Source organism: Ruminococcus sp. OM04-4AA (assembly GCF_003462585.1).
In the GTDB taxonomy this organism is placed as follows: Bacteria; Bacillota; Clostridia; order Lachnospirales; family Lachnospiraceae; genus Mediterraneibacter; species Mediterraneibacter faecis.
Window position 1 is genome coordinate 1 of record NZ_QTZH01000058.1, and the last position, 14723, is coordinate 14723.

The window sequence follows — 14723 nt, forward strand, 5'->3', positions numbered from 1 at the left end:
AACTTATAAATGATATGTGTAAACAGTAAAATTTTCCGATATAATATTAAAAAAAGTAATGAACAATGAACTTATAAATGATATGTGTAAACAGTAAAATTTTCCGATATAATATTAAAAAAAGTAATGAACAATGTCACAGGAGATAATATGCTTTTTAAAAAACAGAAGAAAAAACAACAAGGGGTTACAATTGAGGAGAATACACAGATATTCATCGAAGATTTTAAAAAATTGGTAGATGAAGGCAAAAAGGAATCTGTGCGTTCAGTAATTAAATTTATGGCAAATTCTATACAGAGTGAATTGTTTACGAAATGTATGTATAATGATCGGAATTACCAGGGAATAGGCTATATGCGGGCTATTTTGAATAGTTTTTTACTAGACTTGTCGTTTGATTTTTGGCAAAAATGTAACATACATTTAAAGGTTCAAAATACTCCCATTATATCATGTGTTTGGAACCATTCTCGTATGATTGATGGATTGATGGGATTGGGAGAGATAAATAAGAATCCTTTTAATGGGATATCATTTGCATATAATATTCATGCATTCTTAATAGAACCATTAGGCTGGTAGTCGTTGATAATGGAAATCATTCTGTGAATGCGGCCATTGTCTATAACGAAGGAGAAATAATTGTAAATACAGTTATTGATATTTCAGAAGTTCTTGAAAAATATAGATTTGATGGAAAAAAATATGTGAACATAGAAACAAATAAAAAAGTAAATATTAAAAATTTAAAAAATAATTCAGAATCATTCACATATACGTTTGGACTTTTATTTGAAATGGCAAGAGTTTTGAAAAATGCAAAAGATGAAACGGATATGTGTACTATGATGTTAATTAGATGGGAAGGTGATAGTGATGGAGAATACAGAGAACTGGGTAGAAAAATATAAAGAAAGAATGGATAAGAATAAACCTTCTGAAAAATTAGTGGAACAGACTTTAGAACTGATGAAACATCAGATTGAGTTGCAGAGAAAAGATAAGAAAAAATGTTAAAAAATAGAATAAAATTTACAGCATTGACTCTTGTGTTTGCTTTTCTGCTGTCGAGTTGCTCTACAAAGAAGACTGGACAAGAATGGAATAGTTACAATGAAAATAGCGAATGGTCCTATTTTATGCCTAAGGATGTAGATAGAGATATGGTTCCCTTTATATTTCCAGGAAAGTATGTTGTAGATATTGAAATCGAGACTCAAAATGAATTCAAAACCTACATTGAACGATATACAGAATTAGAAACCTGTAAACTTATGTTTTATGATATAGGGGAACTGTTCAAAAGAAAATGGACTGTAAAAGAATTTTGAAAGAGTATCTTCAGGATTATCAGATTGCAGAAGAACAGCTAGTACCATGTTTATATCAGCAAAAAAACTGTGTCTGCGTTATTTTAGAAAAAATAGGGTATCGGAAAAGTTCTGGAGAGCCTTTGCCCAAAATCGGAATTATGATTGATGTGGATACTAAAAAAATTATAGGTGAAGTTTCAGAAATGGATTTTGAAAAGTATCATTTGTACGGTAAAAATGAAGAAACAGAATCCATTACAGAAGAATTTCTGATAGTAAATAATCTCCCTTCCATGGAGGTTCTATATTATCAGGATTTTAATATTTACGCAATGCAAATACACGTGGCGGATATTTCTTCTGATGCAGAAATTTTTAAGATTTTTCCGGAATTGAAGGAAGTTTCTGCTGAAAAGAATAAAACTATTTGTTTTTATGTAGAAGAGTCTAAAATAGAAAAGATAATGAAGCAGTTTCTTCCAAAGGAACAAGAAATTGTGTGGCCAAAAGAAAATACGAATGAAATGAAAGTGACACCAAGAGTATAAAGTTTATTGAGTAATAAAAAGAGACGTGTGTTTGAAAAATAGTGCAGACGTTGCAAAAAGATGTGTTCATTTGAAACAGCATATAAATGTAAAGTTATAGGATTACTGAGATTTAAGTAAATAGGAACGTGTGGGCGGCAGTATATTAGTTTTGATATGCTGCTGCCTTTTTGGTTGGAGATTCGTAGGTAAAAAAAAGAATGCAAAAGAGCCAGAAGATATAAAATCTACATACAAACAACTGTAACAGTGGATTTTGCGGCTTTGCAGGCGATCAATCCGGACATCGTAGTATTGCTTAGGATCCCTGGGGTGCTGAAATATCCAGTAGTGAGAGGGAAAGATGTAGTTTTTAGATTACCGGAACGAACGGGATTGCTCGGATCGTAAGAATATAATTTATGGACGTAATATGAAAGATGGAAGTATGTTTCGTGTACTGAAAAATTATCAGGACATTGATTTTTTTAGGAACACATGGATATGGAGGTTTACTTGTCGCGTGGAAGGACTCTGAAATATCAGATTACAGTTTGTGAACAGGTGCCGGCAGATAGTGAAATTTATCAGATAGAAAAAGGGAACGCTGGAGACAATAAGGGAAATGAAATCATATTGTCTACCTGTAGTGCAAAAGCAAATATCCGGATTGTGTTGTATAGAATCATGCGTAGATATATAGAGATGGAACATATTCGTCCGAAAGATTATATCTTTAAAGGGAAGGATGGTGGAGCGTACAGGGGGACAACATTCCGACAAGAGTTTCAGCAATACTGCGATAAGAATGAAATTGTAGATGGCAGTTATATCTTCAAAACCCATGATTATAGACATACGTTGGCAACCCAATTTTATGATGAGGATGTTTCTATACAGACAATCCGGGATTATTTAGGACACTTTTCCGAAGAGATGACAAAACAGTATGTGGACTTCATGCCAAGAAGAATTGAAAAAGCAAGTGATACTTACTTTAAGAAATCGGAAAATGATTTAGCTTCTACCATTAAAGTTAAGAAACGTGGTGATAGAAAATGAAAAAAAGAATTTACATATATGAGATGGATTGTTACAAATCAGCATCCGAAGAGCAGCTTCAGAAAATGCGTATCAAACCAGAACGGTATTTTAATCTGGAAGGGTTGCCATCTGAAGAGATCGCTGGAAGGTTGGAAGAATTTATATGGGAAAGAGGAAAAAATCATCCGCATGTTAAAAGGATGGATGTTGGAAAAAGGGTATGCCTTATCAAGTAAAAAATATCGGCCAGCATATGACAAGGTAGGAATTGAAACGCCTAGCATTGTAAAGCATATGAAGAAAATCTTGAAATTTTTGGAAGAAGAGGATGACCGAGACGAGCAGGAAAAAGATATATGGACGCTTAAAAATTTTGATTTTCCTATTCATGGAAATCCGATCAAGAATACGGAAACGCTTAATTTTACTGGAATTGTACAACCTGATATCCGGGAAGAAGTAAAAAAAGTGATTTTTATGCATTTGAAATACTCCCCATTAGGAACAATCCACAGTGAAATGACAGCTGTAAAGCGGTTTTCAAAATTTCTTAAACAGAAATATCGGGATATTCAATCGCTACAAGATTTGGAACGGATGCATATAGAAGAATATCTAATATATCTGAAAACGGAAGTGCATGAACGGAAAAATTACAGATCTGACTTGTATGCACTGCGAAGGGTGATAGAAGATGTTGGGAATTTATATGAACGGCAGTGCATGAGCGAATTATTTCTGAGTAATGACTTCCCAAGCACACCAAGACATGTATTTAAATTTTATTCAGATGCGGAAATCAAAAGATTAAACGAACACATTTTCAAAATGGATGAGCAGGTATGCAGGGCATTGATTATCCACCAGTTGCTGGGAACGAGAATTTCAGACACGCTGACATTAAAAACGGATTGCTTAAGCATGCGGAACAACCGATATTTTATAAGGATTGACCAGGTAAAGTCAGTCACTTATGAAAAATCCATCAGTGAAGAAGTGGCACAACTGATTATGAAAGCAATTGATTATACAAAGGAACGGTATGGAGAAACAACTTATATTTTTGTAAAAAAAGATGATCCGACTAAACCCTATCAATATAGCATGATTCAAAATCAGATTATGAAAATGATACGCCAAGAAGGTATCCGGGATGATAATGGTGAATTTCTGAAGTTTGGAACTCATATCTTTAGACACTGCTATGGAAAGAAATTGACAGAAATGCACGTGGATGACTGGATGATAGCCAAGTTACTGGGACATACCTCCATATATTCAGTACACCATTATCGGAAAATAGGAAATAAACTGATGGCGGATGAAACGAGAGCTGCAAGAGAAAAAATGGATAATTTCCTAAAAAGAAAATAAAGTTTATTGACATTATCAGGAAAAATGAGTATAGTTTATTTTAATAAAAGGGAGTAACTGGCGCTTTAAGTAGCGTTTGCGAGCCGTCAATACGATGGAAGAAGTCCATCCGGATCGTGATGAAATAGTGAGACTTTTATTGCATGTAAAAAGCGGTGCAATAATTGTCTCTTTTTTTATTCGCACTGCAGATGAATCAGGATTATGGGTCACAAAGGAAGAGTGAACAATAACCAATAACCAGTTAGGAGGAAGGGCAGTGAAAGCATATTATCAATTATCGGGAGAAGAAGTTTTAAGAGAAGTGAATGGCTCGGAAGAACCATTAACAAAAGAACAGGTCAGTGAAAATCAAAAGAAATACGGACCGAATGAACTGACGGAAGGAAAAAAGAAGACAACAGTTCAGATTTTTCTGGAGCAATATAAAGATTTTCTGGTGATCATCCTTATTATAGCAGCAATCGCATCGGGATTTATGGGAGATATTGAGAGCGCAGCTGTTATTGTTATCGTGATCACAATGAATGCAATTCTGGGAACTGTGCAGACAGTAAAGGCAGAGGCATCTCTGGCAAGTCTGAAGAAATTATCCGGTCCGGAAGCAAAAGTTCTTCGTGATGGAGTGGTTGTCCCGATTCCGTCTGCAGAAGTTACTGTTGGAGACATTATTATGTTAGAGGCGGGAGACTATATTCCTGCAGATGGACGTATTCTGGAATGTGCGAGCATGAAGGTTGATGAAAGTGCATTGACGGGAGAGAGTCTTGGTGTCGAGAAGACGACAGATGTGATTGAACAGGACGAAGTTCCTCTTGGAGACCGTATTAATATGGTATATTCCGGAAGCTTTCTTACGTATGGAAGAGGATCTTTTGTAGTTACAGAGATTGGTATGAATACAGAAGTTGGTAAAATTGCAAGTCTTCTGAAGACTACCTCTGAGAAGAAGACTCCATTGCAGGTGAATCTGGATCAGTTTGGGCAGAAATTATCAATTTTAATTCTTGTATTCTGTGCGATTTTGTTTGGAATCAGTGTTTTTCGCGGTGAGAATATTGGAAATGCATTTCTTTTTGCAGTTGCGCTTGCCGTTGCAGCAATTCCGGAAGCATTGAGTTCAATCGTTACAATTGTTCTTTCTTTTGGAACGCAGAAAATGGCGAAAGAGCATGCAATTGTTCGAAAGCTGCAGGCAGTGGAAGGCTTGGGAAGTGTATCCATTATCTGTTCAGATAAAACCGGAACCCTGACACAGAATAAGATGACAGTAGAACATTATTATGTAGATGGCCAGAGCGTTTCCACAGACAAGATCGATCTCCAGAATCCGTCTCAGAGCAGACTCCTTATCAGCAGTATTCTTTGTAATGACTCTACGAATATTGACGGTGTAGAGATCGGAGACCCGACAGAGACAGCACTGATTAATTTAGGAAGCAGTCTTGGTCTTGACCCGGAAGAAGTCAGAGTAAAGTATCCAAGAGAAAGTGAGAATCCATTCGATAGCGACCGTAAGATGATGGCAACAAAGCATTCATTAAACGGAGTGCCAACGATGATTGTCAAAGGAGCAGTTGATGTTCTTTTGAACCGGACAGACTGGGTTGAGATGAAAGGGGAGACTTATGAGATCACAGAAGAGACAAGAAGAGTAATCGAAGAGCAGAATCAGAAATACTCAAGAGAGGGATTACGAGTTCTTGCATTTGCTTATAAAGAAGTATCAGATGAGACGGAACTTACGCTGGAGGATGAAGAGCATCTGATATTCCTGGGACTGATCGCAATGATGGATCCGCCGAGAGAAGAGTCAAAAGCTGCTGTAGAAGAGTGCAAATGCGCAGGAATCCGTCCGATCATGATTACAGGAGATCATAAGGTGACAGCTGCTGCCATTGCAAAGAGAATTGGAATTCTTGAAAATGAATCCGAAGCCTGTGAGGGTGCAGAGATTGACAAAATGTCTGATGAAGAACTGAAAGACTTTGTTGAAGGGATTTCTGTTTATGCAAGAGTTTCTCCTGAGCACAAGATCCGTATCGTGCGTGCATGGCAGGAGAAAGGAAACATTGTATCCATGACCGGGGATGGTGTGAATGATGCTCCGGCACTGAAACAGGCAGACATAGGAGTGGCGATGGGAATTACCGGAAGCGAAGTGTCAAAAGATGCTGCAGCAATGGTTTTGACAGATGACAATTTTGCGACGATTATTAAAGCAGTAGAGAATGGAAGAAATGTATATCGCAATATTAAAGCATCCATTCAGTTTCTGCTTTCGGGAAATTTTGGAGCAATCCTGGCAGTGCTTTATGCTTCACTGATGGCACTTCCGGTACCGTTTGCACCGGTTCATCTGTTGTTCATTAATCTGCTGACAGACAGTCTTCCAGCAATTGCTCTTGGATTGGAACCACATTCAAAAAATGTGATGAAAGAAAAACCACGACCGATAAATGAATCCATTTTGACGAAAGACTTTTTGATCAATATCGGACTGGAAGGGTTATCAATCTGTACGACGGTCATGATCGCATTTACAATTGGATACAAAGATGGCAATGCACTACTTGCAAGTACAATGGCATTTGCAACGCTTTGCTGCTCAAGATTGTTCCATGGGTTTAACTGTAAATCAAATCGTCCGGTTGTATTTACAAAAAGAGTATTTAATAACATTTACCTGATCGGCGCTTTTGTAATTGGAATGATTCTGATCACGCTTGTTGTGACTGTTCCTGGACTGCATAACATCTTTAAAGTGCAGACACTGACATTATCGCAGTTACTTACTGTGTATGGTCTTGCAGCATTGAATCTTCCGATTATACAGACGATAAAGGCAATTCGTGCAAAATTAGAAAGATAGGAGGAACAACAGTATGAAGAAAGTCGAGAAACCAAAGAAGCCATTAATCTTTTACTATTTGATTGCTTTGATTATTCTCGTGCTTCTTAACACATTTCTTTTTCCGAATATTCTAGGAAAGAATAAGGTGAAAGAAGTCGATTATGGAACTTTTCTTACTATGGTCGAGGGAAAAGAAGTATCAAAAGTAGAGTTGAATGGAGACACTATTTATTTTACAGATAATAGCGAGGAACCGAAATATTATGAGACAACAACGTTTGATGATCCAAATCTGGTAAATCGTCTGGAAGATGCGGGATGTGAATTCGGAAGAGTCGCACAGCAGGAGATGAATCCGCTTCTTAGCTTTTTTCTTGTATGGATTTTACCACTTTTGATCTTCTGGGCATTAGGACAGTGGCTTGCAAAGAAGATGATGGCCAAGATGGGTGGAGGTGCAGCAGGAAATCCATTCATGCAGTTCGGAAAGAGCAATGCGAAGGTTTATGTGGAATCTACAACAGGAATCACTTTCCAGGATGTAGCCGGAGAAGATGAAGCGAAGGAACTGCTGACAGAGATTGTGGATTTCCTTCATAACCCGCAGAAATATACGGAGATCGGTGCAGTATGTCCGAAAGGAGCACTTCTTGTAGGACCTCCGGGAACCGGTAAAACTTTGCTTGCAAAAGCAGTTGCAGGAGAGGCGAATGTACCATTTTCTCAATTTCCGGTTCGGAATTTGTAGAGATGTTTGTTGGTATGGGAGCTTCTAAAGTACGTGATCTTTTCAAACAGGCGAATGAAAAAGCACCTTGTATTGTATTTATTGATGAGATTGATACAATTGGTAAAAAGAGAGATAATGCAGGATATGGCGGAAATGATGAGCGTGAGCAGACATTGAACCAGTTACTGACAGAGATGGATGGATTCGATGCATCTAAGGGTGTTGTGATCCTTGCTGCAACGAACCGACCGGACAGTCTTGATCCGGCACTTCTCCGTCCGGGAAGATTTGACCGCCGTATTCCGGTGGAACTTCCGGATCTTAAAGGGCGTGAAGAGATTCTGAAAGTTCACGCGAAGAAAGTAAGACTTGGAGATGATATTGACTTTAATGCAATCGCAAGAGCTGCATCAGGAGCATCAGGAGCAGAGCTTGCAAATATGGTAAATGAAGCGGCACTGCGCGCAGTCAGAGAGAATCGTAAATATGTAACGCAGGCAGATCTTGAAGAAAGTATTGAAACTGTTATCGCCGGATATCAGAAGAAGAATCAGGTACTTTCTTCCAAGGAAAAATTAATTGTTTCTTATCATGAAATCGGTCATGCGTTGGTAGCAGCATTACAGACGAATTCAGCACCGGTTACAAAGATCACGATCATTCCGCGTACATCAGGTGCCTTGGGATATACAATGCAGGTTGAATCAGAAGAACGGAATCTGATGACACAGGAAGAGCTGATCAACAAGATCGCGACACTGACCGGAGGAAGATGTGCAGAAAAACTGATTTTTAATTCTATCACAACAGGCGCATCGAATGATATCGAGCAGGCAACAAAGCTTGCAAGAGCAATGATCACGCGTTATGGAATGAGTGACCGGTTTGGTATGGTTGCTCTTGAGACGCAGAACAATCCATATCTGGGAGGAGACAGCAGTTTAAGTTGTTCACCGCAGACAGCAGCAGATATTGATCAGATGGTTGTAGATACCGTAAAACACGGATATGATACAGCGATGGATCTTTTGGAGAAAAACCAGAAGAAACTTCATGAGCTTGCAAAATACCTGTATGAGAAAGAAACAATTACAGGAGAAGAATTTATGCAGATTTTGACGAGAACGGAGACGTTGGAAGAAGCAGAAGGGAAGTAACAGATGGCAAGAAGCAGAAACAAGAAAACAGAGATTGAAGAAGAAATAGAGAAGCGGATACCGACAACCCGTTACAATCCGGATTATAAAGTCGGATTGACAGCACAGCAGGTGCAGGAGCACAGACTTCATGGCTGGGTAAACAGGGCAGTTGATCCTCCATCGAAGACAACGAAAGAGATTGTACATGAGAATGTATTTACTTACTTTAACTTAATCTTTCTTGTTCTGGCTATTTTGTTATGTCTGGTTGGATCCTTCCGGGATCTGACCTTTCTTCCGGTTATTATTGCAAATACGTTGATCGGTATTATACAGGAAGTGCGTGCCAAAAAAGTGCTGGATAATCTGACCATGCTAAATGCACCGAAAGCGACTGTAGTGCGAGATGGTAAAAGATCGTTGATTGATGCAGAAGAGTTGGTAGTTGATGATATTGTCATATTTAAAGCCGGCGCGCAGGTATGTGCGGATGCACAGGTTTGTGCAGGTGAAGTACAGGTAAATGAATCTCTGCTGACAGGCGAGTCTGATGAGATTACAAAACATGCCGGAGATCAGCTGATGTCAGGAAGTTTTATTATTTCCGGTCAATGTCATGCAAGACTTGATAAAGTCGGTGAAGATTCTTATATTTCAAAGCTTACACTGGAAGCAAAAGAAATGCAGAATGGTGAGCGGTCAGAGATGATCCGCTCGCTGGATAAATTGGTTAAATGCGTCGGTGTGGCAATCATTCCGATTGGAATCATACTCGTTGCACAGTCTCTGGTATTCCAGAATGCATCATTCCATTCAAGTATTACGTCAATGGTAGCGGCTGTGATCGGAATGATTCCGGAGGGACTTTACCTTCTTGCAAGCGTTGCACTTGCTGTCAGTTCAATTCGGCTTGCACAGCAGAAAGTATTGCTTCATGATATGAAATGTATTGAGACACTTGCGCGTGTTGATGTACTTTGTGTAGATAAGACTGGTACGATCACAGAAAATACGATGAAGGTACAGGAACTTATTCCAACGGAGCAGTACGATACGGAAAAGATGGAATCTCTTCGTCTTATGGTCGGAGATTTTGTTTCAGCTATGACAAACGATAATATCACAATGGCTGCAATGAAAGAATATTTTACACATTCTTCAGGCGCAAAAGCAATTTCCAAGACAGGATTTTCATCTGCGACAAAGTACAGCAGTGCTACATTTGAAGATAAGACATATGTTCTTGGAGCGCCGGAATTTGTACTTCTGGATGATTACGAGCAACATAAGGAAAAAATCACAGAGCTTGCATCTACAGGTGCCCGTGTTCTTGTATTTGGTACTTATGCAGCGGAGATTGATGGAAAAGCACTGACAGAGCCGGTAACACCGTTGGGCTATATCTTACTTGCGAATCCAATCCGTGAGGCGGCAAAAGAAACATTCCAGTACTTTGCAGAGCAGGGAGTTGAAGTGAAAGTTATTTCCGGAGATAATCCGGTTACAGTTTCCAAAGTTGCAAAAACAGCAGGTATTAAAAATGCTGAGAATTATGTGGATGCATCAAGTCTTGAGACAGAAGAAGATATTAAGAAAGCGATTCTTGAGAAGACAGTGTTTGGACGTGTAACTCCAAACCAGAAACGACAGTTTGTTCAGGCACTTAAAGAGGCTGGGAAAACAGTTGCTATGACAGGAGATGGAGTAAATGATGTCCTTGCTTTGAAGGATGCAGACTGCAGTATTGCAATGGCATCAGGAAGCGAGGCAGCGGCACAGGCTTCTCAAATCGTACTTCTGGAGTCAGATTTCTCTTGTATGCCGCAGGTTGTATTAGAAGGAAGAAGAGTAGTCAATAATATCCAGCGTTCGGCGAGCCTGTTCCTGGTTAAGAATATATTCTCTTTCCTGCTGAGTCTTTTCTCGGTAGTATTTATGTTTACTTATCCACTGGAACCATCACAGGTATCACTGATCAGTATGTTTACGATCGGCATTCCGGCGTTCTTCCTTGCACTTGAGCCGAACAAGAATATCATTAAAGGACATTTCCTGACAAATGTATTCCTGAAAGCACTTCCGGCAGCACTTACAGATGCATTGGCGGTTGGATCACTGGTTGTCTTTGGAAAGACATTTGGAGTAGGAGAGCAGGATATCTCAACAGCAGCAACGATGCTTTTGGCAATTGTAGGATTTATGATCCTCTATAAGATCAGTGCACCGATGAATAAGCTTCGTGCAGGGATTCTTGGCGGATGTATTGCAGGCTTATTATTCTGTAGTATTTATTTGAATCAGCTGTTTGCGATTACCGGAATGACAACAAAGTGTATCATGCTTTTTGTTGTATTTGCGATCGCAACAGAGCCGGTACTTCGTTATCTTACGATTCTTCTTGGAAAAGGAAGATTCTATTACAGACGTTTGCGCGGAAAAACGTCGTTAGAGGAAGAAGCATAATGTGCAGTGAAAAATAAAAAACAAATGTAATTATTCAGAACGGAAATAAGATAAAAATCAAGCGGCAGCAGGGAATTATTAATCCCTACTGTCGCTTGATTCTGCTTTACTTTTAATCAAAGAAAGTTTCATGCAGTTTACGTACTGCAAGATCTGCATAGGCTTCATCGATCAGAGCAGTGATGCGAATCTCAGATGTAGTAACCATCTCTGTGTTGACATCAATACTTGCGAGTGCACCGAACATCTTTGCAGCAACACCTGAATGAGAACGAATACCGGCACCAATGACAGAAACTTTGGCAACATTTTCATCAGAATCCAGTTTCTTAATGCCAAGATAGTCTTTGTTTTCATTTAACAGATCCAAAGCACGGAGCATGTCCGATTTTGTAACAGTGAAGGATACAGATTTTGTACCGTCTTTACCAAGAGACTGGATCATGACGTCAATGTTCAGTTTATTCTTATCTAAAAGATTTAAAAGACGGAATGTGCTGTTAGGCTCGTTCCCGAGACCGGCAACACGGATTTTGGCTACATTTTTATCGGCTGCCACACCACTGATTAACATTTTTTCCATTTTCGTTTTCTCCCTTACAATTGTTCCTGAATTGTGGTTTAAGCTAGAACATACCAGAAGTTCTACACCGTATTTTTTCGCGATTTCTACACATCTGCTGTGAAGGACTTTCGCACCAAGAGAGGCCATCTCAAGCATCTCATCATAAGTGATCTCCGTCATTTTATGAGCGTTTGGAACAACGCGTGGATCGGCGGTATATACTCCGTCTACATCTGTGTAAATTTCACAGACATCGGCATGGAGTTCAGCAGCAAGAGCAACCGCTGTTGTGTCAGAGCCGCCGCGGCCAAGAGTTGTGATATCTTCATACTTATTGATTCCCTGGAATCCGGTTACGATGACGATCTTGTTCGCATCAAGCTCTTTACGGATACGCTCGGAATCAATTCTCTTGAATCGTGCATTTTGATAATTTGAAGTTGTATGCATTGGAACCTGCCATGCATTCAGTGACACTGCACTGACGCCCATGGAAATCAGAGTCATTGCCATTAAGGATACAGAAACCTGTTCACCGGTTGTGAGAAGCATATCTAATTCCCTGCGGGAAGGCTGCTCTGTGATCTGTTTTGCTGTTGCGATCAGATTATCGGTAGTCTTTCCCATAGCAGACAGGACAACAACAACCTGGCTGCCTTCGCGCTGCTTTGCGATACAGCGGTTTGCTACGTTGCGGATGTGCTCCAAATCGGCCACGGAGCTTCCGCCAAATTTCATTACTGTCAGCATATTTTTATCTCCCTTATATTCTCTGACGAATCTGTGTTGCTGGTAATATATAGTGTGAGCAGTAACAGCAAAAGAGTCAGAGAATTTTTAGTTACTGTTCATAGTGGGTGTGAGCAGTAACTTTATACGTAGATAAGTATAGCAAAAAAAAGAAATAAAATACAGAAGAACATTTGTTCTATATATACTTGCAGTGGCATAAAGTGTGTGTTATACTGCAAATTAACAGAAAGCAGGTGAATAAAGATGACTCCAAAAGAAGTAATACCAAAAGTGCAGCAGGACCTTTTTGCAATGCAGGATCTAGAATATCGGGATTTTCACGCAAAACTGATGCCAACAGTAGAGAAAGAATCAGTGATAGGAGTGAGAGTTCCTGTACTTCGAACTTATGCAAAGAAATTCGGGAAGACAGAAGAGGCGAAGCAGTTTCTTAAGATTCTGCCACATCAATATTATGAAGAGAATAATCTGCATGGGCTTTTGATCGAGCAGATTAAAGACTATGAACTCTGTATAGAAGAACTGGAGCGCTTTCTGCCCCATATAGATAACTGGGCAACCTGTGATCTTCTGGCAGTCAGAACAGTGAAGAATCATCTGAATTCTTATATCAAAAAGATAGATCGATGGCTGGAATCAGAGCATATATATACGATCCGCTTTGGAATCAATATGCTGATGCGCTATTATCTGGAAGAAGAATTTAAGTTAGAATATCCGGGGAAGGTTGCCGCAATCCGTTCAGAAGAGTATTATGTAAATATGGCCAGGGCATGGTATTTCGCAACAGCACTTGCCAAAAAGTATGATCAGGTTCTTCCATTTCTAGAAGAACAGAAGATGGACGTATGGACACATAATAAGACAATCCAGAAGGCAATCGAAAGCTATCGGATCACGCCGGAACAAAAAGAGTATCTGAGAACTTTGAAGATAAGACAATAATGTTTGTAGGAGGAGAAACAATGGCAGAAAAATTAAGAGTACTTATGATTAATGGAAGTCCAAGAGCAAACGGAAATACTAGTGTAGGACTAAAAGAAATGGAAAAGATTTTTCAGGAAAATGGAGTAGAAGTAGAGACGGTAGTTGTTGGAAATAAACCTGTCCGTGGATGTGTTGCCTGTGGAGGATGTGTTTCCAAGCAAAAATGTGTTTATGATGATGTAGTTAACGAACTGGCTTTGAAATTCGAGAAAGCAGACGGACTGGTTATCGCAAGTCCAGTCTATTATGCATCCGCAAATGCAACATTGATCGCCTGTCTTGACCGCCTGTTCTACAGCACACCATTTGATAAGACTATGAAAGTAGGAGCAAGTGTTGTCTGTGCAAGGCGCGGTGGATGTTCAGCAACATTTGATGAGTTAAACAAATACTTTACAATTTCTGGAATGCCAGTTGCTTCCAGTCAGTATTGGAATAGTATTCATGGAAGAATACCAGGAGAAGCAGAGCAGGATGGAGAAGGAAAGCAGACTATGAGAGTCCTCGCCAGAAACATGACATTTCTTATGAAGAGTATTGCCTTGGGTAAAGAACAGTTTGGACTTCCGGAGAAAGAAGAACGAATTGCAACACATTTTATTAGGTAAAGAAGAGGAGAATTAAAATGAGTTATGTATCTTTTAATGATGTGATAGAATTAAATGGAATTCTTAAAGATAAAGGTCTGAATTTCCGAATTCATCTCAGGGACACTTGTGGAAGACAATCCTTCTGGATCGAACCACTTGGTAATTGTGCCTGTGAAGGCCGATATGATGAGATGTATCAGGTGGTAGAAGAGTACCTCGAAGGAAAAGGATTTTCCGTGCAGTATGATGATCAGAAGATGAATTTTGTGGTATAAATTTGTATTTGTCTGTCTGATTCTCCATATTGAAGCAAAGGATTTGGTGGTGAATAAGGCCGCAAGAATGATGCTATATTGCATCGGACACCGGCCCGCTCTACCT

At 39.3% G+C, this 14723-nt stretch carries 13 protein-coding genes and 2 pseudogenes; 14 read left to right on the plus strand and 1 reads right to left on the minus strand.

Annotated elements, in window-relative coordinates; all coding sequences use genetic code 11:
* Positions 1-150 precede the first annotated feature (150 nt).
* From DXB52_RS17400 to DXB52_RS13010, 11 genes and pseudogenes are all read left to right on the plus strand, one after another.
* Positions 151-914: pseudogene (locus DXB52_RS17400) on the plus strand (DUF6710 family protein).
* A 99-nt stretch (positions 915-1013) separates the two neighbouring features.
* Positions 1014-1334: a hypothetical protein gene (locus DXB52_RS12980; protein WP_117908143.1), complete on the plus strand. Its 321-nt coding sequence runs from the start codon at positions 1014-1016 to the stop codon at positions 1332-1334.
* Positions 1331-1864, plus strand: coding sequence for a hypothetical protein (locus tag DXB52_RS12985; RefSeq protein ID WP_147338842.1), 534 nt, complete (start codon positions 1331-1333; stop codon positions 1862-1864). Before DXB52_RS12980 ends, DXB52_RS12985 begins: the two co-directional genes overlap by 4 nt.
* A gap of 483 nt (positions 1865-2347) precedes the next feature.
* The gene (locus tag DXB52_RS12990; RefSeq protein ID WP_227189753.1) at positions 2348-2905 is read left to right on the plus strand and encodes a site-specific integrase; all 558 of its coding nucleotides are present in this window, start codon (positions 2348-2350) and stop codon (positions 2903-2905) included.
* Positions 2902-3123 carry a hypothetical protein gene (locus DXB52_RS17405; RefSeq protein WP_227159484.1) on the plus strand — a complete coding sequence of 74 codons (222 nt, stop codon included), beginning with the start codon at positions 2902-2904 and terminating at the stop codon, positions 3121-3123. The genes DXB52_RS12990 and DXB52_RS17405 overlap by 4 nt, the downstream gene beginning before the upstream one ends.
* Complete coding sequence (locus DXB52_RS12995) at positions 3077-4261, plus strand: tyrosine-type recombinase/integrase (RefSeq protein WP_270370234.1); 1185 nt, start codon at positions 3077-3079, stop codon at positions 4259-4261. Before DXB52_RS17405 ends, DXB52_RS12995 begins: the two co-directional genes overlap by 47 nt.
* A 259-nt stretch (positions 4262-4520) precedes the next feature.
* Complete coding sequence (locus tag DXB52_RS13000; RefSeq protein ID WP_118107669.1) at positions 4521-7133, plus strand: cation-translocating P-type ATPase; 2613 nt, start codon at positions 4521-4523, stop codon at positions 7131-7133.
* A 13-nt stretch (positions 7134-7146) separates the two neighbouring features.
* A complete protein-coding gene (locus DXB52_RS17410) occupies positions 7147-7863 on the plus strand; it encodes an ATP-dependent metallopeptidase FtsH/Yme1/Tma family protein (protein ID WP_472520169.1) in 717 nt (238 codons plus the stop codon).
* Positions 7822-8096, plus strand: a pseudogene (locus DXB52_RS17415) (AAA family ATPase); the annotation flags it as partial. The gene DXB52_RS17410 and the pseudogene DXB52_RS17415, both read left to right, overlap by 42 nt.
* Before the next feature lie 54 nt (positions 8097-8150).
* The gene (locus DXB52_RS17420; RefSeq protein ID WP_472520173.1) at positions 8151-9002 is read left to right on the plus strand and encodes an ATP-dependent metallopeptidase FtsH/Yme1/Tma family protein; all 852 of its coding nucleotides are present in this window, start codon (positions 8151-8153) and stop codon (positions 9000-9002) included.
* Between the two features lie 3 nt (positions 9003-9005).
* A complete protein-coding gene (locus DXB52_RS13010; RefSeq protein WP_118107671.1) occupies positions 9006-11447 on the plus strand; it encodes a cation-translocating P-type ATPase in 2442 nt (813 codons plus the stop codon).
* A gap of 112 nt (positions 11448-11559) precedes the next feature.
* Here the strand turns inward: DXB52_RS13010 and DXB52_RS13015 are convergent, their stop codons facing one another.
* Positions 11560-12762, minus strand: coding sequence for an aspartate kinase (locus DXB52_RS13015; protein WP_117824908.1), 1203 nt, complete (start codon positions 12760-12762; stop codon positions 11560-11562).
* A gap of 246 nt (positions 12763-13008) precedes the next feature.
* Here DXB52_RS13015 and DXB52_RS13020 point away from each other — a divergent pair, with 246 nt between their 5' ends.
* From DXB52_RS13020 to DXB52_RS13030, 3 genes are read left to right on the plus strand one after another with little or no spacing between them, the layout of a single operon-like run.
* Positions 13009-13710, plus strand: a complete 702-nt coding sequence (locus DXB52_RS13020) for a DNA alkylation repair protein (protein ID WP_118107674.1) — start codon at positions 13009-13011, stop codon at positions 13708-13710.
* 20 nt (positions 13711-13730) lie between these two features.
* Positions 13731-14360: a flavodoxin family protein gene (locus tag DXB52_RS13025; RefSeq protein ID WP_118107676.1), complete on the plus strand. Its 630-nt coding sequence runs from the start codon at positions 13731-13733 to the stop codon at positions 14358-14360.
* Between the two features lie 17 nt (positions 14361-14377).
* Positions 14378-14617 (plus strand): RDAC family protein, encoded by a 240-nt coding sequence (locus DXB52_RS13030; protein ID WP_015529121.1) that lies wholly within the window; start codon positions 14378-14380, stop codon positions 14615-14617.
* Positions 14618-14723 lie beyond the last annotated feature (106 nt).